The sequence below is a fragment of the Myxococcus sp. MH1 genome (assembly GCF_059738865.1).
In genome coordinates this window covers 10,219,399-10,242,003 of record NZ_AP026947.1, presented here as the reverse complement: position 1 = coordinate 10,242,003, position 22,605 = coordinate 10,219,399, and the positions used below count along the sequence as shown (strand labels likewise).

Genomic DNA, 22,605 nt, shown 5'->3' with positions numbered 1-22,605 from the left:
CCTTCGACACGCGGACTCCCCACCCATGGAAAACCTTCTTCAGGATGTCCGCCTGGCGCTGCGCTCGCTGCGCAAGAGCCCCGGCTTCACGCTGGTGGCGGTGCTGGCGCTGGCGCTGGGCATCGGCGCGAACAGCGCGGTCTTCAGCGTGGTGAACGGCGTGCTGCTGGTGCCGCCGCCCTTCGCGGCGCCGGACCGGCTGATGGACGTGTCGAACGACTTCGCCCGCGCGGGGCGCAAGGGGCTGACGTCCTCGGTGGCGGAGTACCAGGACGCCGCGAGGCTGCCCGTCGTCTTCTCCTCGGTGGCGGCGTACACGGATGACAGCGTGACGCTGACGGGCGTGGACACGCCGCAATCGCTGGTGATGGTGGAGGCCACCGCCTCCTTCCTTCCCACGCTCGGCGTCGCGCCCATGCTGGGCCGCAACTTCACCGAGGCGGAACAGACGCAGGGCAATGACCGGGTGGTGGTGCTCACGCACCAGACGTGGCGCGCGCACTTCTCCGAGGACCCGAGCGTGCTGGGACGCACGCTCCAGCTGAACGGAGAGCCGTACACCGTCATCGGCGTGCTGCCGCGCGGGGTGGCGTTCCCGGCGGGCTCGCAGCTGTACAAGCCCTTCGCGCCCTCGGCGGAGCTGGCGTCCGAGGACAAGCGCGACACGCGGTTCCTGGAGGTCATGGCCCGGCTGAAGCCCGGCGTGACGCTGGAGGCGGCGCGCGAGGACCTGGAGCGGGTGTCGCGGCAGCTCGCCCAGGAGCATCCGAAGTACGCGCAGGGCCAGCGCACCATCGCCCTGAAGTCGCTGGAGGACGAGGTGGTGGGCGAGGTGCGCGGGACGCTGTGGCTCTTGCTGGGCGCGGTGGGCTTCGTGCTGCTGGTGGCGTGCGGCAGCGTGGCGAACCTGCTGCTGGCCCGAGCCGCGGCGCGCGAGCGCGAGGTGTCCATCCGCGCGGCGCTGGGCGCGAACCGCGCGCGCCTGGTGGCGCAGTTCCTCACCGAGAGCCTGTTGCTGTCGCTCCTGGGCGGGGCGCTGGGGTTGCTCTTCGCGCTGTGGGGGACGGACGTGCTGCTCGCCTTCGTGGGTGACGCGTTGCCGCGCGCGGCCGAGGTGCGGCTGGAGGTGCGCTCGGTGCTGTTCACCGGTGGGGTGAGCCTGTTGTCGGGACTGGTGTTCGGGCTGGTGCCGGCGCTGCAGGCGAGCCGCGCGGACCTGAACGCGGCGATGCGCGAGGGCTCGCGCGGCACGGCGGGCGGGCGCTCCGGGAAGCTGCGCTCCGGGTTGGTGGTGGGGCAGGTGGCCTTCGCGCTGGTGCTGCTGGTGGGCGCGGGGTTGTTCGGCCGGAGCCTGCTGGCGCTGCTGTCGGTGGACCCCGGCTTCCGGCCCGAGGGCGTGCTCACCGCGCGGCTGACGCTGCCGGAGAACCGCTACGCGACGACGGAGCAGCAGGGCGCCTTCCAGCGCGAGCTCCTGACGCGCCTCCAGGCCCTGCCCGGCGTGGAGTCCGCGGGGCTCACCAACCTTCTGCCCCTGGGCCGCTCGGTGACGTTCGGCTTCGACATCGACGGGCGCACGAAGGGCCCCGACGAGGTGTGGCCCGCGGTTCAGCTGCGCACCGTGAGCCCGGACTACCTCTCCACGCTGGGCATGCGGCTGCGCGAGGGGCGGCTGCTCGAGGCGACGGACGTCCCGGGCACGGCGTGGGCGGTGGTCATCAACAAGACCTTCGCGGACGCGTACTGGCCCCAGGGCAACGCGCTGGGACAGCGGCTGAAGTTGAGGTACCCGAAGGCCGAGTGGGCCACGGTGGTGGGCATCGTCGAGGATGCGCGCGAGTGGGCCTTGGACAAGCCGGTGGTGCCCATGGCGTATTACTCGCTGCCGCAGCTGGGCGGCTCGCACCTGGCGCTCGCCGTGCGGACGAAGGCCGGGGCCCCGGAGGCGCTGCGCGCGGGCATCGCCGCCGAGCTGCGCCAGGTGGACGCGGACGTGCCGCTGTTCGGCGTGGCGCCGCTGACGCGGCTGGTGGACGAGTCCATCGGCGCGCGGCGACTGTCGGCGCTGCTCATGGGCCTGTTCGGCGGCACCGCGCTGCTCTTGGCGGCGCTGGGCCTCGCGGGCGTCATCGGCTACTCGGTGGCGCAGCGCACGCGGGAGCTGGGCATCCGCATGGCGCTGGGCGCGGCGCGCTCGGACGTGCTGTGGCTGGTGCTGCGCCAGGGCTTGAGCCTCGCGGGGCTGGGGGTGGTGCTGGGCCTGGGGTTGTCGCTGGGCCTCGCGCACCTCTTGCGCTCGCTGCTGTACGGCGTGGCCGCGTACGACGCGTGGACCTTCGCGGGGGTCGCGGCGCTGCTGGGCGCGGTGGCGCTGGCGGCGACGTGGCTGCCGGCGCGCCGGGCCACGCGCGTGGACCCCATCATCTCCTTGCGCTCCGAGTGAGCACGAAAGAAGCACGCACCATGTCCTCTCCCCTCATCTCCCTGCGCCAAGTCGAGAAGTCCTATCCCCTGGCGGGCGGCCGCACCTGGGTGCTGCGCAACATCGATTTGGACATCCAGGCCGGCGAGTTCGTCACGCTGATGGGCCCCTCCGGCGCGGGCAAGTCCACGCTGTTGTCCGTGCTGGGCATGCTCGACGCCGAGTGGAAGGGCGAGTACGCCCTGGACGGTCAGGCCGTGCACGCGATGAAGCCCAAGGAGCGCGGGGAGCTGTCCCGCCGCACCATCGGCTTCGTGTTCCAGCAGTACCACCTGCTCGACAACCTCACGGTGGCCGAGAACCTGGAGGTGCCGCTGTCCTACCGCAACCTCAAGCGCGGCGAGCGCGAGGCGCTGGTGGGCGACATGCTCGACCGCTTCCAGCTGGTGGGGAAGAAGGACCTGTTCCCCTCGCAGCTCTCCGGCGGTCAGCAGCAGCTGGTGGGCATCGCCCGCGCGCTCATCGCCACGCCCAAGGTCCTGTTGGCGGACGAGCCCACGGGCAACCTCCACTCGGCGCAGGCGAAGCACATCATGGAGGTGTTCCAGACGCTCAACCAGCAGGGCACCACCATCATCCAGGTGACGCACTCGGAGGCCAACGCGGCCTACGGCCACCGCATCATCCAGCTCGCCGACGGCTGGCTCCAGAAGCCCTGAGAGTTTCGCGAGGAACGCCATGCTGAGCGACCTGTCGATGGACGTGAAGTACGCCCTGCGGACGATGCGCCAGTCGCCCGTCTTCACGGTGGCGGCGGTGCTGGTGTTGACGCTGGGCATCGGCGTGACGACGGCGCTGTTCAGCGTCGTGGACGCGGTGCTGCTGCGCCCCCTGTCGTTCCCGGAGCCGGAGCGACTGGTGGTGCTGTCCAACGCGCGGCCCGGGAAGTCCCTGGCGCGCTACAGTCTGCCCAACTACGAGGACGTCGCGCGGCGCTCCACGCAGCTGCGCTCGATGACCGCGTACGGCCAGCGGCTGATGAACCTCACCGGCCAGGGTGACGCCGAGCAGCTGCGCGGCGCGGTGGTGGTGGGGGACTTCTTCGGGGCCTTCGGTACGAAGCCGATGCTGGGCAGGACCTTCGCGCCCGAGGAGCGCGCCGCGCCGCTGACCGTCATCTCGTACGCGCGCTGGCTGAAGGAGGGCGGCGGCGCGGGCGTGCTGGGCCGCACGCTGACGCTGGGCGGTCAGCCCTACACGGTGATTGGGGTGATGCCGCCGTCCTTCGACGCGCCCTCCCTCACCACCGAGGTCTGGGTGCCCTTCGACAGCCTGCCGGGCGCGGCCACGTCGGATGAGCGCACGCAGCGGGGCTTCCGCTCCTTCGCCGTCGCGGCGAGGCTGGCCCAGGGCGCGACGCTGGAGTCGGCCCGGCACGAGCTGGAGGGCCTGCGCGAGGAGCTGCTCGCGCGGGACGACACCACCCTGGGGTTGCGGGTGGTCCGCTACGACGAGCACCTCACCCAGGGCGTCAGCCTGCTGCTGTGGGTGCTGCTGGGCGCGGTGTCCCTGGTGCTGCTGCTGGCGGCGGCCAACGTGGCGCACCTGCAGCTCGCGCGGGCGGCGGCGCGGCAGCGGGAGATGGGCATCCGCGTGGCGCTGGGCGCCGGGCGTGGCCGGCTGATGCGTCAGCTCCTCACGGAGAGCGTGCTGCTGGCGCTGATGGGCGGGGTGGGCGGCGTGCTGCTGGCGCTGTGGATCACCGATGTGTTGATGGCGCTGGGCGCCGACAAGCTGCCCCGCTCGGGCGAGGTGGTGGTGCATGGCCGCGTGCTCGTCTTCGCGCTGGCGGTGACGCTGACCACGGGCGTGGGCGTGGGGCTGGTGCCGGCGCTCCAGCGCACGCAGCTGTCGCCGGCGACGGTGCTGGGGCGCGGAGCGACGGAGACGTCCCGCGGGCGCGCGCACGCGGCGCTGGTGGTGGCGGAGGTGGCGCTCGCGCTGATGCTCGTCACCTCGGCGGGGTTGATGCTCAAGAGCTTCTGGCGGATGTACCAGTCCGACCCGGGCCTGGACCCGGCGGGCGTCTTCGTGGCCCGGCTGGCGCTGCCGCAGGGCCGCTATGACACGCCGGAGCGGACGGAGGCCTTCCATCGGGAGCTGACGGCGCGGCTCTCCGCGCGTCCGGAGGTCGCTGGCGTGGGCGTGGGCGAGAGCCTTCCGGCGGGGGGCTCCATCTCGCGCTCGGGTTACTGGAAGGAGGGCTCCGAGGATCCACCCGTGCGTCCCGACGCGCTCATCAACGCCGCCACGCCGGGCTTCCTGGAGGCGCTGCGCGTGCCGCTGCGGGCGGGGCGGCTCCTGACGGAGGCGGACGGAGCGAAGGCGCCCCGGGTCGCGGTGGTGAGCGAGCGCTTCGCGCGCGAGGTCTTCCCGGACCAGGACCCGATTGGCCGCCGCATCTCCTTCGGAGGTGACGACGAGCAGGGCAACCCGCTGTGGACGACGGTGGTGGGCGTGGTGGCGGACGTGGCGTACGCGGGGGTGGAGACGGGGCACGAGCCCACCGCGTACGTCCCCATGGCGCAGGAGCCGACGACGGACGGGCAGCTCGCGGTGCGGGCGGCGCCGGGCCTGGACCCGAGGACGCTGGAGTCGGTGGTGCGCGAGGAGCTGCGCGCGGTGGACTCCTCGGTGGCGCTGGCGCGCGCGAGCACGCTGGAGGAGCGGCTGGCGATGGACTTGGGACAGCCGCGCTTCCGGGCGGTGCTGTTGGGGGCCTTCGGCGTGCTGGCGCTGGTGCTCGCGGCGGTGGGCATCTACGGCGTGATGTCGTACTCGGTGGCGCAGCGCTCGCACGAGATGGGGGTGCGGCTGGCGCTGGGCGCGCGCGGCGTGGATGTGCTGTGGCTGGTGGTGGGGCAGGCGCTGCGGCGGGTGGGGCTGGGGTTGGGCCTGGGCCTGCTGGGCGCGCTGGCGGCCCATCGCATCATGGAAGGGCTGCTGTATGGCATGGGCGCGCTGGATGTTCCGGTGTTGGCGGGCGTGGCGCTGTTGCTCCTGGGTACCGCCTGGCTGGCGAGCTGGCTTCCGGCTCGCAGGGCGGCGAGCGTGGACCCCGCGTCGGTGCTTCGTCGCGGCTGAGTCCCTTCCTTTCTGGCACTCTCTTTCTCCTGGATGACCTCCGTGTCCGAATCACTCTCCGTTTCCGTTCCCACCCCCGTCCCTGCGTCGCCGGCCCTGGTGGCCGCCGCGAGGCCCTCGCGCATCCTCATCGCGGACGACCAGGCCGACGTGCTGGAGGCCCTGCGCCTGCTGCTCAAGCGTGACGGACACACCGTCGTCACCGCGCAGTCGCCCGCGGGAGCGCTCGCCACGCTGGAGGCCGAGGACGTGGACCTGGTCCTGATGGACCTGAACTACGCGCGCGATACCACGTCCGGCAAGGAGGGCATGGACCTGCTCGGCCGCATCCGCGCGCAGGACGCGTCGCTGCCGGTGGTGGTGATGACGGCGTGGAGCAGCGTGGAGGGCGCGGTGGAGGCCATGCGTGGCGGCGCGCGCGACTACGTGCAGAAGCCGTGGGACAACACGCGGCTGCTCGCCACGCTGCGCACGCAGCTGGAGCTGAGCCGCGCGCTCAAGCGCAGCCGCCGGCTGGAGGAGGAGAACCAGCACCTGCGCCGGGGACAGGGCGGGCTGCCGAACCTGGTCTCCGAGTCGCGCGCGATGATGCCGGTGCGCCGCATGATTGAGCGCGTGGCCCCGTCGGCCGCCAACGTGCTGGTGACGGGTGAGCACGGCACGGGGAAGGAGGTGGTGGCCAGGCTGCTGCACGCGTCCTCCACGCGCGCGGACCGGGCCTTCGTGGCGGTGAACTCCGGCGGCCTGTCGGAGGGGGTCTTCGAGAGCGAGCTGTTCGGCCACGTGAAGGGCGCCTTCACGGACGCGAAGACGGACCGCATCGGCTGCTTCGAGCTGGCGGACGGCGGCACGCTGTTCCTGGACGAAATCGGGAACATGCCGCTGTCGCAGCAGGCGAAGCTGTTGCGCGTGCTGCAGACGGGGGAGCTGCACCCGGTGGGCTCGTCGAAGACGCGGCGGGTGGACGTGCGCGTGGTGAGCGCGACGAACGTGGACCTGCCCAAGGCGGTGGCCGAGGGCCGCTTCCGCGAGGACCTGCTGTACCGCCTCAACACGGTGGAGGTGCCGCTGCCGGCCCTGCGGGAGCGGCGCGAGGACATCCCGCTGCTGGCGGCGCACTTCCTGGCCGAGCACGGCAAGCGCTACGGGCGCCATGACGTGCGGATGTCGGCGGGGGCGCTGGAGGCGCTCTTGTCCTATCCGTGGCCGGGCAACGTGCGCGAGCTGGAGCACGCGGTGGAGCGCTCGCTGTTGATGGCGGTGGGCAACGAGGTGACGGCGGAGGATTTGCTGCTGCGCCGGGCGGGGCGTGAGGGGTTGTCGCGGCTGGAGGAGATGACGCTGGAGGAGGTGGAGCGCTACCTCATCGAGCGGGCGCTGGCGCGGCATGAGGGCAACGTGAGCGAGGCGGCGAAGGGGCTGGGCCTGTCACGCAGCGCGCTGTACCGTCGGCTCCAGTACTACGGCATCAAGGGAGCAAGGTGAGGCGCGAGCGCGGGCCCTGGCCACATGACCTGCAGGTGCTGGCCCTGACGTGGCTGGCGGGACTGCCGGGCGGGGTGGCGTCGCTCGCGCTGGTGTGGACGGGAGACTTCTCGTCGAAGGTCCGCTGGACGCTCACCACGCTGGTGGTGGGCATCTTCCTGGGCGTGGGGCTCCTGGTGCGCGAGCGGGTGATGCGGCCGCTGCACGCGGTGGCGAACCTGTTGGCCGCGCTGCGCGAGGGGGACTACTCGACGCGCGGGCGTGGGGCTCGGGCGGGCGACGCGCTGGGCGAGGTGCTGCTGGAGGTGAATGCGCTGGGCGACACCTTGCGCGAGCAGCGACTGGGTGCGCTGGAGGCGGGGGCGTTGCTCGAGCAGGTGATGGAGGAGATTGACGTCACGGTGCTGGCGTTCGACGTGGCGGGGACGCTGCGGCTGGTGAACCGGGCGGGTGAGAAGCTGTTGGGCCAGCCGCGCTCGCAGCTGATGGGGAAGGGCGCGGGCTCGGTGGGGCTGGCGGACCTGCTGGAGGGCCCGGCGCCGCGCAGGCTGTCGCGCACCTTCGCGGAGGAGGGCGGGCCGTACGAGCTGCGGCGCGGGGCGTTCCGTCAGGGCGGGTTGCCGCATCACCTGGTGGTGATTGCCGATTTGCGACTGGCGTTGCGCGAGCAGGAGCGCGAGGCGTGGCGCCGGCTGGTACGTGTGTTGAGCCATGAAATCAACAACTCGCTGGCGCCCATCCAGTCCATCGCGGAGGCGCTGCGGGACACGCTGGTGATGGAGCCCAGGCCGTCGGATTGGGAGGACGACGCGAAGAGCGGACTGGGAATCGTGGCGAGGCGCTCGGAGGCGCTGGCGCGGTTCATGTCCGCGTATGCGCGGCTGGCCAGGCTGCCGCCGCCGGTGTTGCGAGGCGTGGAGGTGGATGGGTGGGTGCGGCGCGTGGCGGCGCTGGAGCACCGCAAGCCCGTGGCGGTGCGGACGGGGCCGTCGTTGGTGGTGCGGGGGGACTCGGACCAGCTGGAGCAGTTGCTCATCAACCTGGTGCGCAACGCGGTGGACGCGGTGCTGGCGGAGCCGCGCGGTGGCGACGTCTGGGTGTCGTGGGCGGTGTTGTCGCCGGGGGCGGTGGAGGTCTGGGTGGAGGATGAGGGCCCGGGGCTGGCGGACACGGGGAACCTGTTCGTGCCGTTCTTCACGACGAAGCCGCAGGGCAGCGGCATCGGCCTGGCGCTGAGTCAGCAGATTGCCGAGGCGCACGGTGGCACGCTGCGCCTGGAGAACCGTCCGGAGGGACGTGGGTGCCGGGCGCGGCTGAGGCTCCCGCTGGAGGGGCGCGCGGCGATGGTGGGGTGAAGGTGCTTCAGCGGAGCTCCTCGGCCAGGGCGACGATGATGCCCGAGGGGCCTCGGAGGTAGCAGAGCAGGTAGCGGTCCTGGTAGCGGGCGACCTCGCCGACGAGCTCGGCGCCGTGTTTGCGCAGGCGGGTGACGACGTCGTGGATGTCGTCGACGGCGAACATGATGCGACGCAGGCCCATGATGTTGGCGGGAGCGTCCTTCGGCTCGCCGTGGGTCGCGGCCGGGTGGTGGAACTTCGTCAGCTCCAGGCGGGTGGGGCCATTCGGGGTCCGCATCATCGCGATGTCGACCTGGACGTTCTCGAGTCCGACGCAGCGGTCGACCCAGTCACCGGCGACGGGCATCTCGCCCTCGAGCTCCAGGCCCAGCTCGGTGAAGAAGGCGATGGCCGCCGGGAGGTCCTCGACGACGATGCCGATGTTGTCCAAGCGCTTGACGGTCATGTGTTCGTCCCTGGGGGTGATGGGGGCCGGCGGACAGCATCGCTCAGTGGGGCCAGGTACACGGCATGAAGATGCGTGTGAGTCGTTGCCCGGTGGGGCGTTCGAGCAACTGCAAAGGCAAGCGCCGTGAGCGGGTGGGTCCCAGGGGACACGATTGTCAGGCTGGCACGCCTGCCCGAGGATGGGGGTGGCTCGAACATCCCTGGCTCGCACAGCTCCACGAAACGGGAGGGCTGCCATGAAGTGCTTCAAGTGGTGGGTTTTGGCCTGTGCTGTCGGTCTGGTGATGGGATGTGGAGGCGCGTCGACCGAGGTCGCTGTCGAGGGCGAGGTGCTGGAGTCGTCCTCGCAAGAGCTCGCGGTCTGTACCGCGCTCTGTTCCTCGGGCTCGGTCAGTTGTCCGACGGGGACCTCGACGTGCACGACGACGGACTACCAGGGCGTGACGTGCGACGGGGTCTTCATGCCGTGCCCCTCCTCGCCGCCTGGGTGTATTGACGATACGCCCTGCAAGTTCGTGCACCGGACGGAGTGCGGAGAGGAGACGAGGAGGCGGTGCTGCTATCCGGTCGATATTCCTGGAAGCTGCGTCTGCTTGGGGCGATGGCAGTGCGATCCGGATTGGCCGTAGCGGGTTGGCCTGTAAGTGATTGAGTCGGGCACCTCGAGTGAGCGATTCGAGTGTTCGCCCGGGGTGTCTTTCATGGGCGGGACTGTTCTTCCGGTCGCTGGCTCGCCGCGCGAGAAGCCACGCGGCGAGGAACGGGCGACGCTCAGAAACCGCAGCAGGTGATGTACTGGTCCTGGCACACAGCGCGGCACGCGGTGTCGCCGTTGCAGCCGGCGACACAGGCGACCCGGGCCGGGCCGCAGTACGAGGGGCACGCGGCCGTGGGGCCCGGAGGCACCAGCTCCTGCGCGGTGTGCGCGGCGACACAGACCTGCTCGCTGGCATCCAGGTTCGTCACCTCGGCACCGCTCGTGGCGACGACGCCCATCAGGCCCACCAGCATCACCACCGCGGACATGAACATCTTGTTCAGCATGGGGCTACCTCCAGGTTGTGTGGAACCGCGCCTGCGCTGCCTCACGTGAGCCCGAGGGACTCACGCGTGACTGGCGTTGCGTGCATTCCAGCACAGAGCCCTGCCCTGGAGGGACGGGTGTCCGGAGACTCAGGCCACCTGGGCGCCGGTGTCGGGCGGGGCGTCGTAGGTGGGGGTGAGGTCGACCACGTTCACGGTGACCAGGTGGTAGACGATGACGTTGCTCACCCAGAAGAACATGGCCGCGTAGTGCACGTAGATGAGCGGCGAGCCCGGCCACACCTGGAGGGGGTGGTCGAACATGTTGGCGGCCATGTAGCCACCGAACCACTCGCCCATGAAGCAGGCCACGGCGCCGATGCCCACGCGCGTCCAGACCTTCACGCGGCGCGGGTAGAACCAGAAGTAGTGCAGGGTCCACAAGAGGCCCACGCACCCGGCCCACAGAATCATGCTGCCGAAGGAGAACCAGTGGTACGGCGACTCCGGGTAGTGCCACCCCCAGTCGCCGTTCATCCATCGCCAGGCCACGTTCTGGGACAGCTCCATGAACCAGAACAGCGGTGCCACGTAGAGCACCTGCGTCATGAGGACCCTGAGGAAGCAGCTCAGCGTCTTCCAGAGTCTCACCGTGGACCCGTCGAGCGAAATCATGCCTTTGTCCCCCCCGTGTCTCGGCCTGGTTGACCGAGGGCCGTGCACTTCACAGAACGCAAGAAGTCGCATGTCTTGAGACGAACGTGGGCGACAACCCGTTGTCTCCTGACGCCAAGCCGGTGCGCGCGAATGCCGCGATGCACGGCGTGCCCTGTGTCACGCGCGCGTGAAACCCGAGGGGACGCGGGGACTTACGGTGTCTCGATGGGAAAGGCGCCGTGCGTCAGAAGCCGCGGCTCAATGCCGTGAACGGCCACGGACCTGCAGTAAGCGCGGAGCAGGGCTGTAGCTCGTGAGCGAGTGTCCGCGCCGTGGCGGTTCCGAGGATGGTTGCGCCAGCGCTGCCCGGCTGTCTGCGCGCACTGCCTTGTCGTCAGTGTGGATTGCCCGACAGTTCATCCACTGCTCATGGGCTACGAGTTGGAGAGCCCCAGGATTGGTAGCACCCCGAATGCACGGTCGGCATGGACCAGGAGCGCTGCCGAGCTCGCTGGCGGAGCAACTTGCCAGGAGCGCATGGAGCCTCATAGGTGACGGGTCCGAGTTGAGAGGTCTCTTCGTGCAGAGCGCTCAAGAGTAGGGACATGGCACAGCGCTACTTCGACCTGAGCATGGACGAATACGTCAAGGGGCGGTGGTACCTCGACGACCCGACGTCAGTGACAGGTCAGGCGTTGGAGGATGTCTGGATGTTCTCGGATGGGCGGCCCATCGCGCCACAGGCGCAGCTGAGAGTGCCCATCTCTCGTCCAGGAATACCGCTCGATATCGAGTTTGCCGGAACAGGGTTGGCACCTGTCGTGAGCGGGCGTGTGGCGTCCATCTTCCGCGAGATGGCACCAGACGATGTGCAGTTGTTCCCGGTGGAGGTCGAAGGAGAGTCGAGCCCCTATTTCATTTTGAATGTCGCTCGGACCATTCGCTGTATCGATGATGCAGCTTGCCGTGAGGTGCAGCTCTACACCGCGGACGACAAGCTGCATGCGGACCGGGTGGGCGAGTACCGGTCGGTCATCGGTCTGCGAATCGACCCAGCGAAGGTCGTGAATGCGCGCGTGTTCCGACCCTGGGGATGGCCCGCGGCCCTGATCGTCGACGAGGAGCTCAAGGACGCGCTGGAGGCGAACGGTATCTCGGGAGGACGGTTCGACGAGGTCTGAGCTGCCTGGCAACTCGTCGCCGGATCGGACCACCGTCACGGGTCCACGGGCACCCGTGACACAGGGAAGCGACGTACCCGGTTGGCCTGGGGCGGGAAGCACTCCAGAATCGGCGGCATGAAGCGTCTCTCCCACCTGTGTCGCGCCCCCGCCCGGGCCTTGACCCTCCTCCTCGCCCCCCTGCTGTGTGGCCTCGCCATCGAGGCTCGCGCCGAGGTCGCGGTCCAGCGCACCTTCACCAAGCTCGCCTCCTCCAACGGCCACGGCGCCGTGATGCTCGACCTGGAGCAGAAGAAGGTCTCCCACTTCCGCGAGCACCTCTTCGCCACCGAGGAGCCCGTCATCGACGGCGTGGGCAACGACGTCTTCGTCCGCGGCCAGCCCCAGGTCGTCCACGCGCGCGATGTCCTCTTCGACGCGTTCTTCGGCCTGCGCTCCGGCGGCTCCCAGCGCTGGCTGAGCGCCCAGGACGTGGACCTGGACGCGAGCGGCTACGCCCCCTGGGCCTCCGGTGAGAACGGCGGCACGGGCCTCGCGCGCATGGTCCAGCGCGTGGGCACCCTCGAGGTCACCACCTACGTCTTCGCCCCCCAGTCCCTCCCCCACGCCGCCTTCGTCATGGCCCTGCGCGTGCGCAACACCGGCACCGCGCCCTCCACCGGCGTCAGCGTCTTCTCCCTCCAGAACTTCCACCTGGGCTACGGCCGCCCCGGCGTCATGTCCGACATCGACGAGAACGGCGAGACGGTGGAACTGAGCGGCAACGACTTCGTCGAGAAGGGCTTCGCCGGCGTCGTCGTGGGCCGCCCCCTGGGCGCCGTGGCTCGCAAGGCCGCGTGGGTCTCCACCGCCACGGGGGCCGCCAATGGCTACAACGTGGTGCAGAGCGGCGGCGGCCAGGACCTGCAGGACTTCACCGCGCAGCCCTCGGCCGCCAAGGGTTGGGCCACCGCCTACCAGTTCAACCTGGGGGACATCGCCGCCGGCGCGGAGAAGTGGGTCGGCGTCGCCTTCGCGCACTTCGGCAACCCCGAGGGCTCCGCCACCGCGCGCCAGTGGCTGTCCGACTACGTGGGCACCTCCGACGCCAAGGCCCTGGTCGACGCCGAGGTCGCCCGCTGGGCCTCCTTCCAGAACGACACCGTCAAGGTCCCCACCGGCCTGTCCGACAACGAGGAGACCCTGCTGCGCCACTCCGCCGTCGTGATGCACATGGCCCAGGTCCGCTCCAGCGAGGCCTGGCTGCGCGAGTTCCTCTCCCGCGACGGCGAGCCCCGCGCGACGCGCTTCAAGGCGCCCAATGGCTCACCGGCCACGCTGCCCGGCCTGGTGAAGCACGCGGGCAAGGGCGCGGTGCTCGCGAGCCTCCCGCCTGGACAGTGGACCTACGCATGGATTCGCGACGGCGCCTACGCGGCCGCCGCCATGACCACGCTGGGCATGAACACGGACGCGCGCGAGGCGCTGTCCTACTACCTCAACGCGGACAGCGGCCGGTTCCAGAACTGGCGCGAGCTGCAGCCGTACTCCATGCCGCCCTACATCATCACGCTCACGCGCTACCACGGCTTCGGCGTGGAGGAGACGGACTTCAACGAGGCGGGGCCGAACATCGAGTTCGACGGCTTCGGCCTGTTCCTCTGGGCGCTGCGCCACTACGAGCGCACCACCGGAGACGTCACCCTCGTCGACCAGACGTGGCCCACCGTGTCCACGAAGGTGGGTGACGCGCTGGTGGCGCTCATCGACCCGCAGACGGGGCTCATCCGCGCGGACTCGTCCATCTGGGAGACACACTGGAACGGACGGCAGCGCTCGTGGACGTACACGAGCCTCACCGCGGCGCGCGGCCTGTGTGACGCGGCCGCGCTCGCCGAGCGCGTCGGTGACACCGAGCGGGCCACGCGCTACCGCAACGCCGGCGAGTCCATCCGCCGCGCGATGGCGGAGAAGCTGACGGACCACAACTTCGCGCTCGGCTCCAACCTGGAGGAGGTGCGCTCGGGTCGCGGCTACTGGGACGCGGCGGTGCTGGACGCGTTCGCGTTCGAGCTGTTCGACCCGGCGGGGAAGATTGCTCGCGAGACGATTCGCGGACTGGACCTGCGCCTGTCCTCTCCCGCGGGCGCGGGCTGGTCGCGCAACGATGACCGCTATGACCACACGGGCGGCGCGGACCTGAGCCCCTGGGGCGGCGAGTACGACAGCGCGGAGTGGGTCATCGTGAGCCTGCGCGGCGCCATGGCGAAGCGGATGGCCGGAGACCCGGAGCGTGCGGAGCGGGTGCTCAAGTGGGTGACGGACCAGTCGCTGAAGAACTACCTCGCGGTGTCCGAGACGTATGACGAGCTCAATGGCACCTACAAGTACAACTCCCCCATGGTGGGCTTCGGCGCGGGGGCGTATGCGCTCGCGCTGGCGCACCGCGCGGAGGGCACGGCCGACCCGGCGTGCGGCGCGTACCTGGATGAGAGCACCATCACCAAGACGCCCGACGCGGGCCCTGGCACGCCCGACGCCGGCCCGGGGACGCCCGATGCGGGCAACCCCGGTCAGCCCGACTCGGGTTCGTCCGAGGAGCCCCAGGTGACGGGCGGTGGCTGCAGCGCCACGGGCCCCGGCGCGATGGCGCTGTGGCTGATGCTCTCGCTGGCCGGTGTCACCGCGCTCACGCGCCGTCGGCGGGCCTGAGGCTCGCGTCACTGCGCGCTCCATCCCACGCGGATGGAGCGCGGCGAACCCCCCATCAGGGAGCCGCCATGAAGCGCCTGAAGAACCACTACGCCTGTTGGGGTCTGTTCCACGATTGGGATGATGCGCGCGCCGACTTCCAGCGGCGAGCCGTGCTCGAGATTCGTGCAGGCAAGCCGTTGGTGCTCGCTCCGCTCCCGCCCGAGAAGCTCGCCGAGCAGCCTGAGGCGTTGGTGGTGATGATGAATCCGGGCTCATCGGCGCCGAAGCCAGGCTTCGGTTCGCGCGAGCATGCGGGGCTCCTGGTGCCCACCAAACCCGACGCGGTCCAGTACCGGATCATGCGTGTCATGGAGGCCGTCGGCATGACCCATGTGCGGGTCGTGAACCTGTCCGATGTTCGCGCGGCCAAGAGCGCCGACCTGTTCGCGCTCATCAGCAAGGGCGCGACCCACGCGGACCTGGGGTGCGTATTCGCAGAGGCGAATGCGGCGATTGGCACCGACGTGCTGGGCGCGCCGCTCGTCATCTGCGCATGGGGCTTGGACAAGCGGCTCGCGTCGCTCGCAGTCGAAGCGCAAGCCTGGGTCGACGCCCAAGGTGTCGCGACCGCGGGTTGTCGCAGCGACGAGGAGACGGACTTCCCCGCGTGGCGTTATCCGAAGCCGGTTCGCAACTGGGCACTGGCGCGGGCATGGCTGGAGAGCGTGACGGAGCAAGTCTCGGCGCTGTACGCGTCCACGCCGACTTCCGCTCAATCCTGACGACTTCCTCGCCGAGCCTCGTCGGGTTCGGCGAGGCGGTGCGGTGAGCCGAGAAGCTCAGCGGCGCGAGTCCTTGCGCGCCTGCGTGCGCCGGTTGCGACCCTGGACATGGGACGCGCGCCGCATCGAGCTGAAGCCCTGCTGCTTGCGAGCCCCACCCTTGCGGCGCTGGGCCTTCATCTCGCGCACCGAGCCCGTCGCGGTGCGACCCGCGGCGCTCATGCGGCGCACGGGCTTGCGCCCACCCACGGCTCGCGTCGCCGTGCCCGTGCGCGTCCTCCGCGCGCCGCCCGTGGTCCGCGTCGCCGTCCGAGTCCTCCGCGTGTTCCCACCCGCGGCCCTCGTCGTCCTCCTGGCCCCCGTGGCCTTCCTCGTGACGCGGGCCCGCTTGGCCATCATCGCCTCCTGGCGGTCCAGCATCGCCAGGCGCTTCTCGAAGCGCATCAGCGCCTGACGGAAGTAGGTGGCCTTGCGCCGCGTGTTCGCGTTGCCCTCGGCGCGCTTGGAGCGCGTGGGCGTGCGCCTGCCCAGGGCCTCGCGCCGCTGACGCGTCGCCAGGCCGTCATACTTGTCCATCAGCCGCCGCGCGCGCTGGATGCGACCGCGCAGCTCGCGGCGGGACAGCTCCATCAGATTGCGGGGCGCGCTGGCGAGCACGAGCTGGGCTTCGTTCTCCGTCAGCAGGGACATCTTCTTCTCGGGCGTCGTACGCAAGGGCCTGCTCCTTCGAGGCAATGTGGACTACCTCGCGCAACGTCGACACGTGTCCCCCGGGCAGCAACCTGCTCTCCAGGGCGATGGCCCCTACTCGAACACCGAGAGCTCCGAGAGCGCGGAGATGGGAATCGTCCACGAGCCTCCTCCCGCGAACACCCGCAGGCGCACGAAGCGCACCGGCACCTCCCCCGTCAGCGCCACCTCGACGAAGCGCGCCGGCCGCTTCATGTCCAGCGGCCCATCCCCATAGGGGCTGTCCTCCGCCGTGTGGTCGAGCGCCATGGAGAAGCTCGGGTCTCGTATCTCGACGTCGTCGTAGTTCTCGTACGGCGCGCTCCCCAGCGTCGCCCAGCTCCCTCCATCCAGGCTGCCCTCCACCTGGAAGAGGAGCTGGGGCGTGGCGCTCGAATGCAGCTCCACCTCCCGGATGACGGCGTGCCGGGGACGGATGGGGGCCTCCCACTGGAGCACCACCTCGTTCACGCCGGAGTCCACCGCCCCCTGCGTGGTGCGCACCTTGCGCAGCGAACCATCCGTGTACGGACACAGCTCGCCCACGGGAGCAGGCGTGCACGCGGCCCCTCGGCTCACGGGGTGCGCCGTGCCCACGGGCACGGGGACACGCGGGCCTCGCCACTCCACGCGGAACGACACCGTGCTGTCATTGGAGGCCAGCGGACGGAAGATCCACGTGCCCAGGCTCACCGCGCGCACCTGCGCCTCCACCCCGGCGAAGTCCTCCAGTTGATAGGGATTGGGACGCCAGGGCGCCGCCGCGTCATGGACCTCCCAGAGCCTTCCTCCCGGGCCATGCAGCTGGACCACCGGGTAGGGCGTCCACGGCTCGAGTGTAATCAGGTCCGGCGACGCGCTCGTCTCCCATTGCAGCAGGCGCCCCGAGGGCGGAAGCGGCGGCACCGGCGGCGGCGCGTCGAACGACAGCGCGAGCCCCTCCGCGTCCCGCCCCACCGTCAGGTTCGGCGCCCACGGGCGCAGGGGAGGAATCTCCACGTCGTCCTCGAAGACGAAGGACGTGTAGACGCCATGCCCTTCCTCGAGCGGCGCGGCCAGCCGGAAGCGGTACTGCGTCCGCTCGTACTCCCCCTCCTCCAGGGCGTCTCCGTGGAGCACCTCCAGCGTGACCTGGCCCCCACCCTCGCTGCGAGCCTCCGTGTAGGGCTTGAAGCCCTCGTTCTCGGGGTGCTCGTAGCTCGGCTGGCGCGTGCGCTCCAAGGTCACCGTGACGTCGGGACGCGGCGAGCCATCCAGGTGTTGCAGGAAGCCGTACACGAACACCGGGTCCTCCGGCTTGCGGTCGCAGCCCGTGGCGAGCAGCGCGGCGAGAGGCAGGCAACGAAGCAGTCGTGGCATGTCAGTACGTCCCCTTCGCGCCGAGCAGCGGCAGGATGATGGGAAAACGCGTGGGCTTGCGCTCGGGGCGCTGGGCCTCGTCGAAGCCGTAGTCGTACGCGAACACCTCCTGCCGCGCGGACACGTTGAGGATGTCCAGGTACGCGTCGAGCGTGAAGTCCTCCATCGCCCAGGACTTCGCCACGCGCAGGTCCACGCGGAAGAACGCGTCCAGGCGCTCGGCCTTGTCGCGGTCCTGCCGCACCCAATCCTGGGTGCCGTCCGCGCTCGTCACCAGGCGCTGCGTCAGCGTGGTGATTTCCCCGGACTCGGGGCGGCCGGTGTTGAAGTGCACCACCGTGCCCACCGTCCAGTTGTTGCCGAGCTTGTAGCTGAGCGCCGCGTTGAGCACGTGTGCCTGCTCGAACGCGAAGGGCAGCGTGCCCTCCACCGTCTCCACCACGCGGTCATCATCCCCGTACCGGTCGAAGCGCACGCGCCGCTTGCTCTGCAGGAAGCTGTAGGAGACCCAGCCGAACCAGTCCCGCCCCAGCGGGTGCCGCGCCATCAGGTCGATGCCGTACGCATACCCGCTCGCGGCCGGGTCCGGCGTGTCGAGCCCCCGGCGACGGCGGTTCTCCACCACCTGCCGCAGGTCCAGCTCCACCGTGCGGGTGAGCGGGTTGTAGAAGACGTCGCCGCTCAGCTCCAGGCCCTCCACCGCCTTCCACTCGGCGCCCACGTCGAACTGCAGGCCCTCCTGGAGCCCGTGGCGCAGGCTGGACGTGTCCACCGCGGGCAGGTGCACCAGCACCGTGGGCGTCTGATGGAAGACGCCCGCGCCGCCCTTGAGCACCAGCGCGTCCGTGAGCTGGCGCCGCACCGTGAGCCTCGGCTCCGCCACCGTGTGGTTGATGCCGGGGGACAGGTGGTAGTTGTCCACGCGCACGCCGGGCTGCACCAGCCACCCGGGCGCGGGCAGCCACGTCGCGGAGAGATACGCGCCGGAGAACAGCGCCAGCGAGGACGGGCTCTTGAGCGGGTCCGTCGTCTCGCCGGGCCGGCTGCCAGGAGGAATGCCGGTGCCCCGGATGTCCGTGGCCGCGCGCCGGTGCTCGAGGTCGCCCCCGACGGCGACCTCCAGCGTGTCGCTCAAGCTCCGCTTCCAGCCCGCGCGCGCCGCGAAGGTGAGCTGTTCGAGCGCGTACTCACCGACGTCCTGGTAGTCGATGGCGCCGCTCGCCGTGCGGAAGGACTCCTGGCCGGTGAACCCCAGCGCATCCGTGCCGAAGGTGAAGCCCACCTCCGCGTCGCCGCCCGCGAGCGGGTGCGTGCCGCGCAAATCCACGCGGTGGAAGCGCGAGACGATGCGGCCGCCCGTCATGCCCACCCAGTCGAGCGAGGGCGAGGAGCCCACGTCGTCCGAGCTGCCCAGCGCGAACAGCCGCAGCCGCCCCTGGCCCACCTTCTGCTCGACGCGCGCCTGGTAGTCCCAGAAGTCGGCGTGGAGCTTCTCCGTCTCCGCCGAGCTGAGCAGCTTGGAGCCCAGCGTCATCAACAGCGCCGAATAGCTGAGGCGCCCCGCGACGCTGACGGAGGTGCCGGTGCTCTCGAACGGGTACTCGATGAAGCCGCCGGCGTTGATGGGGTCCACCGAGGCGGTGACGTGCAGCCGGTCCTCGCGCGGACGGCTCAGCCGTCCATCCACCGCGCCGCCCAGCAGCCGGCCGTACTGCACCGGCGGCGTGCCCGGGAAGAAGTCCACGGTGTCGATGAAGTCCGGGTGGAGCACCGCCGGCCCGAGCATCAGGTGGTACAGCATGGGGATGCGCACGCCGTCGAGGAAGAAGCCCGTGGCCGCGGGCTGGCTGCCGCGCACCACCGGGTAGCTGATGCCCGAGGCGAGGCTGCCCACGCCGGGCATCAACATCACCACGCGGAACGGGTCTCCCAACGTGCCGGGCACCTCGCGAAGCTCCTGCTCGTGCAGCGTGATTCGCGTCACCTCCGTGCGCGGGCGCTCGTCGCGCACCACCGTCTCGTACGGATTCACGCGGCCGGGCTGCAGCCGGTAGATGACCTGGAGCGCCTGCCCCTCCGACAGCGTCTCCTCGAACGTGCCCGGTTGATGTCCCGGCGCGCGCACCTCCACGCGGTGGACGCCGGGCGGCAGCGCCAGCGTGAAGCGCCCGTCCGCGTCCACCGCGCCCGAGGGCTCGGTGGCGCCGTCGACGAAGAGCGTGGCGTCCGCGAGGGGACGGCGCGTGCCCCGGGCCCGCACCTCTCCGGAGAGGCTCGCGGTGGAGCGGGGCACGGGTGCGGGCGGCTCGAAGCGATAGACGAAGGGCAGCCGCACCGCCACCGGCGCGCCGGCGAGCACCGCGGGCGTGAAGCGCAGCCCCGCCGCGGCCTGGCGCGCGGCCTCGGTGAGCCGGGGCTCCTGGGGCGCGGCCACGACCTTCACCTCGGCCACCGCGCCCTCCACGTCCACCAGGAGCTCCAGCGTCACCTCGCCCGGCGTGCCCTCCAGCCCCTCGGGCCACGCGGCCGGGGAGGGCGTGACGAGCGTGGGCGGCTGGAGTCGGGCCTCGCGGCCATCCTCGGTGACACCCAAGCGCTCCGCGTCGTCGGCGGAGAGCACGGTGCCGCCGTCGCTGGCCTGGAGCTGGACCTCGATGGCGCGCGCGTCCGACGCGGGCGAGGGGACACCCTGGGCGTGCGCGAGGACGGACAGCGTGGTGAGGACGAGCAGCGGGAGGAAGACACCGCGTCTGGAACGCATGAGGCCCCCTTCAACACCCGATGACCGCGGAACTGTCACTCCGGCGAGTCCTCAGGTGGGCGCAGCCTCGCCCCGTCCCTCCGGCGCGTCGAATGGTTTGTTCGATTACGCGGGAAGTCATGCATCCCGCGTGCGGTGGGTCCCTCACGGCGAGTCCTGGTCGCCGGGTACGAGTCCGTCGTCGTCCCGAGGACGGCCGGGGCGCACGTTCGTGCGTCCGCGTGTGTGGCAACTCACGGAGGAAGGGCGCGGGCGTGGGGCGCGGGTGGAGGGCCCGGGAGGGCACCATTACCGTTGAGTCCACGCGGGGCTTCTCGTGGGGAAGGAGTCGGGGCGATGCGCGCGCAGAAGGAGCAGCTGCTCTTCCAGGCGATGGAGCAGGGCCTGTCGGGACGCGTCGACGAGGCCACGGCGTCGCTGGGGGCGCTGGAGTCGATGCTGGACGTGGACGCGGTGCCCGAGGACCTGGGCTACCAGCTCTTCGCCACCGCCGTGAGGCATCGCCTGGCGGGCGCGGGTGCGGGGAGCCGCAATCCCTATCTGCACCCCGACGCGAGCGAGCGGCAGATTGATTTGTTCCGCTCGCTGATGGCCCACATGCCGCTGGCGTCCACGGCCGACGCGCTGGCGAACGCGGTGCTGGAGTCGCTGCTGGGGGGCCAGGAGGAGGCCACGCTGGTGGACGTGGGCATCGGCCAGGGACGGCAGGCCGTGCGGCTGTTGCAATCCCTGTCACGACGCGGCGCCCTGCCAGGGCGGCTGACGCTGGTGGGCGTGGACCCGAGCGGGGCGAGCCTCGCGCAGGCGGAAGCCACGACCGCGCGCGTGGCCCGTGAGGTGGGCGCGAGCGTGTGCTTCATCGGCGTGGAGTCCCCGGTGGAGGCGCTGAGCGAGGCGACGTGGGCCCGGCTGCGCGCATTGCCGGGACCCCGGGTGGTGAACGCGGCGTTCGCCCTGCACCACGTGGCGGAGGCGCCGGACAGCCAGGGCCCGGCCCGGGACGCGGTGCTGCGGCAGCTGCGCGCGCTGGAGCCCGTGGCGCTGGTGATGTGCGAGCCGAACACGGACCACTTCCAGGCCGCGCCCCTGGAGCGCTTCGGCCACGCGTGGCGGCACTTCACGCACGTCTTCCAGTTGCTGGACTCCCTGGGCGTGCCGGGCGAGGAGCGCGCCGCCATCAAGCGCTTCTTCGGGCGCGAGGTGGAGGACGTGGTGGGCACCGTGGACGAGTCGGCCCGCTGCGAGCGCCACGAGACGGCGCGCATGTGGATGGCGCGGCTGTCGCGCGCGGGCTTCGAGCCCCTGGAGCTGCTCGAGCACCTGGGCCCCGACGGCGTGCACCCGGCGCTGACGCTGGAGCGCGAGCCGGGCGTGGTGGGCCTGCGCTGGAGGGACGAGGTGCTGGTGGCGGTGCTGGCCGTGAAACCCGCGCCTGCCCGGAGTTGAGGCCCGCGGCCCTCCGCGCGAGGATGGCGCGGTGACGCCGCGAAACGACGGACAGGAGCAGTCGCTGGAGGAGCGCGTGCTGGAGCGCTGCCGGAGCGCGGGCGTGCGGCTGGTGCTGGTGGAGGCGTGCACCGGCGGGCTCTTGTGCGGGCGGCTGACGCAGGTGCCCGGGGCCTCGGCGGTGGTGGAGCGCGGCTTCGTGCCGTACTCCCACGAGTCCAAGGTCGAACAGCTCGGCGTCCCGCTCGAGCTGCTCCAGGCGCATGGCTCGGTGAGCGCCGAGGCGGCGGAGGCCCTGGCGCGCGGGGCGCTGGAGCGCTCGCGCGCGGACTGGGCCCTCGCGGAGACAGGCATCGCGGGCCCCGGAGGGGGCACGCCGCACAAGCCCGTGGGCCTGGCCTTCATCGCGGTGATGCGGCGGGGCGGAGCGGCGGCGGTGGAGCGCCACGTCTTCGCCGGGGGCCGGGCCCAGGTGCGCGACGCCGTGGCCCGCCGCGCCTTCGCGCTGTTGATCGAGCGGCTGAGCGTCGAATCCTGAACCGGACATCCACCCCGCACTCCCGGGTGTCTGGGCTCGCCACCAGCGGGCTCCTACGCTGTGGGGGCGCGCGACGCGCGTGCTGGTGGCGAAGGAGCCCGGGTGTTCCGAATCGACGTCGACAATGCGCACGCCATCGTGGGCTTCGTCCTGGAGGGCTACATCCGGGTGCCGGAGATGGAGGCCTTCGTGACGGAGCTGGAGCGGGCCACCGACTCGCTCGCCGGCCAGGACATCAAAATCCTGGCGGACCTGCGCGCCTTCCGCCCCGCCTCGCCCGAGGCCGCCAACATGATTCGCCGTGTGCAGGAGTACGGCCTGCGCTCGGGCGTGGTGCGCGTGGCGGAGCTGGTGGAGAGCGAAATCGTCGCCCTCCAGCTCAACCGCGTGGCCCAGAACAGCCGCACGGACCGCATCCTGCGCCGCTTCTGGGAGGAGTCTGCCGCGCGCCTCTGGCTCATCCAGGGGGATGCGACCGAGCCGCCCCAGCCGCGCCCGTGAGCCGCGCGAAGTCAATGCCTCTCAAACCCCGTTGAATCCCTGACGCTGACAGACGTGTTTTCAGGCGGGCTCGACTTCTACCGCCAGACACGCTCTTTC

17 protein-coding genes are annotated in these 22,605 nt (G+C 71.1%); 11 read left to right on the top strand and 6 right to left on the bottom strand.

Features of this window, described 5'->3' with window-relative positions:
• Positions 1–25 precede the first annotated feature (25 nt).
• Genes AC6JA9_RS40575 through AC6JA9_RS40555 form a run of 5 tightly spaced genes read left to right on the top strand, consistent with a single transcriptional unit; the run spans position 26 to position 8,406 of the window.
• The gene (locus AC6JA9_RS40575; RefSeq protein WP_223750402.1) at positions 26–2,443 is read left to right on the top strand and encodes an ABC transporter permease; all 2,418 of its coding nucleotides are present in this window, start codon (positions 26–28) and stop codon (positions 2,441–2,443) included.
• 20 nt (positions 2,444–2,463) lie between these two features.
• Positions 2,464–3,141, top strand: a complete 678-nt coding sequence (locus AC6JA9_RS40570) for an ABC transporter ATP-binding protein (protein WP_426748901.1) — start codon at positions 2,464–2,466, stop codon at positions 3,139–3,141.
• 19 nt (positions 3,142–3,160) lie between these two features.
• Complete coding sequence (locus AC6JA9_RS40565) at positions 3,161–5,566, top strand: ABC transporter permease (RefSeq protein WP_223750400.1); 2,406 nt, start codon at positions 3,161–3,163, stop codon at positions 5,564–5,566.
• 33 nt (positions 5,567–5,599) lie between these two features.
• Positions 5,600–7,051 (top strand): sigma-54-dependent transcriptional regulator, encoded by a 1,452-nt coding sequence (locus tag AC6JA9_RS40560; protein WP_223750399.1) that lies wholly within the window; start codon positions 5,600–5,602, stop codon positions 7,049–7,051.
• Positions 7,048–8,406 carry a sensor histidine kinase gene (locus tag AC6JA9_RS40555; protein ID WP_426748902.1) on the top strand — a complete coding sequence of 453 codons (1,359 nt, stop codon included), beginning with the start codon at positions 7,048–7,050 and terminating at the stop codon, positions 8,404–8,406. The genes AC6JA9_RS40560 and AC6JA9_RS40555 overlap by 4 nt, the downstream gene beginning before the upstream one ends.
• Before the next feature lie 7 nt (positions 8,407–8,413).
• Here the strand turns inward: AC6JA9_RS40555 and AC6JA9_RS40550 are convergent, their stop codons facing one another.
• The 3 genes from AC6JA9_RS40550 to AC6JA9_RS40540 all read right to left on the bottom strand — a co-directional run bounded on the left by AC6JA9_RS40550 (position 8,414) and on the right by AC6JA9_RS40540 (position 10,554).
• Positions 8,414–8,854: a VOC family protein gene (locus tag AC6JA9_RS40550; protein WP_483579098.1), complete on the bottom strand. Its 441-nt coding sequence runs from the start codon at positions 8,852–8,854 to the stop codon at positions 8,414–8,416.
• A 773-nt stretch (positions 8,855–9,627) separates the two neighbouring features.
• Positions 9,628–9,900: a hypothetical protein gene (locus AC6JA9_RS40545; protein WP_426748903.1), complete on the bottom strand. Its 273-nt coding sequence runs from the start codon at positions 9,898–9,900 to the stop codon at positions 9,628–9,630.
• A 129-nt stretch (positions 9,901–10,029) separates the two neighbouring features.
• Entirely contained in the window at positions 10,030–10,554 is a 525-nt protein-coding gene (locus tag AC6JA9_RS40540) for a hypothetical protein (RefSeq protein ID WP_223783830.1), read from the bottom strand.
• A 587-nt stretch (positions 10,555–11,141) separates the two neighbouring features.
• On the opposite strand from AC6JA9_RS40540, the gene AC6JA9_RS40535 reads away from it, so the two are divergent.
• From AC6JA9_RS40535 to AC6JA9_RS40525, 3 genes are all read left to right on the top strand, one after another.
• Positions 11,142–11,717, top strand: a complete 576-nt coding sequence (locus AC6JA9_RS40535) for an imm11 family protein (protein ID WP_223750394.1) — start codon at positions 11,142–11,144, stop codon at positions 11,715–11,717.
• Positions 11,718–11,834: 117 nt separating this feature from the next.
• Positions 11,835–14,408, top strand: coding sequence for a glycoside hydrolase family 15 protein (locus AC6JA9_RS40530; RefSeq protein ID WP_497958751.1), 2,574 nt, complete (start codon positions 11,835–11,837; stop codon positions 14,406–14,408).
• A gap of 68 nt (positions 14,409–14,476) precedes the next feature.
• The gene (locus AC6JA9_RS40525; protein WP_223750392.1) at positions 14,477–15,172 is read left to right on the top strand and encodes a hypothetical protein; all 696 of its coding nucleotides are present in this window, start codon (positions 14,477–14,479) and stop codon (positions 15,170–15,172) included.
• Between the two features lie 57 nt (positions 15,173–15,229).
• On the opposite strand, the gene AC6JA9_RS40520 is transcribed toward AC6JA9_RS40525, so the two are convergent.
• From AC6JA9_RS40520 to AC6JA9_RS40510, 3 genes are all read right to left on the bottom strand, one after another.
• Positions 15,230–15,886, bottom strand: coding sequence for a hypothetical protein (locus AC6JA9_RS40520; RefSeq protein ID WP_426748907.1), 657 nt, complete (start codon positions 15,884–15,886; stop codon positions 15,230–15,232).
• A 90-nt stretch (positions 15,887–15,976) separates the two neighbouring features.
• Positions 15,977–17,260, bottom strand: coding sequence for a hypothetical protein (locus AC6JA9_RS40515; RefSeq protein ID WP_497958750.1), 1,284 nt, complete (start codon positions 17,258–17,260; stop codon positions 15,977–15,979).
• Position 17,261: 1 nt separating this feature from the next.
• A complete protein-coding gene (locus AC6JA9_RS40510; protein WP_497958749.1) occupies positions 17,262–20,021 on the bottom strand; it encodes a TonB-dependent receptor domain-containing protein in 2,760 nt (919 codons plus the stop codon).
• 336 nt (positions 20,022–20,357) lie between these two features.
• Between AC6JA9_RS40510 and AC6JA9_RS40505 the strand changes: the two genes are divergently transcribed.
• From AC6JA9_RS40505 to AC6JA9_RS40495, 3 genes are all read left to right on the top strand, one after another.
• Entirely contained in the window at positions 20,358–21,467 is a 1,110-nt protein-coding gene (locus tag AC6JA9_RS40505) for a GRAS family protein (protein WP_223750388.1), read from the top strand.
• A 31-nt stretch (positions 21,468–21,498) separates the two neighbouring features.
• On the top strand, positions 21,499–22,005 hold the full coding sequence (locus tag AC6JA9_RS40500; protein WP_223750387.1) for a CinA family protein: 507 nt from the start codon (positions 21,499–21,501) through the stop codon (positions 22,003–22,005).
• A gap of 102 nt (positions 22,006–22,107) precedes the next feature.
• Complete coding sequence (locus AC6JA9_RS40495) at positions 22,108–22,506, top strand: STAS/SEC14 domain-containing protein (RefSeq protein WP_223750386.1); 399 nt, start codon at positions 22,108–22,110, stop codon at positions 22,504–22,506.
• Positions 22,507–22,605 lie beyond the last annotated feature (99 nt).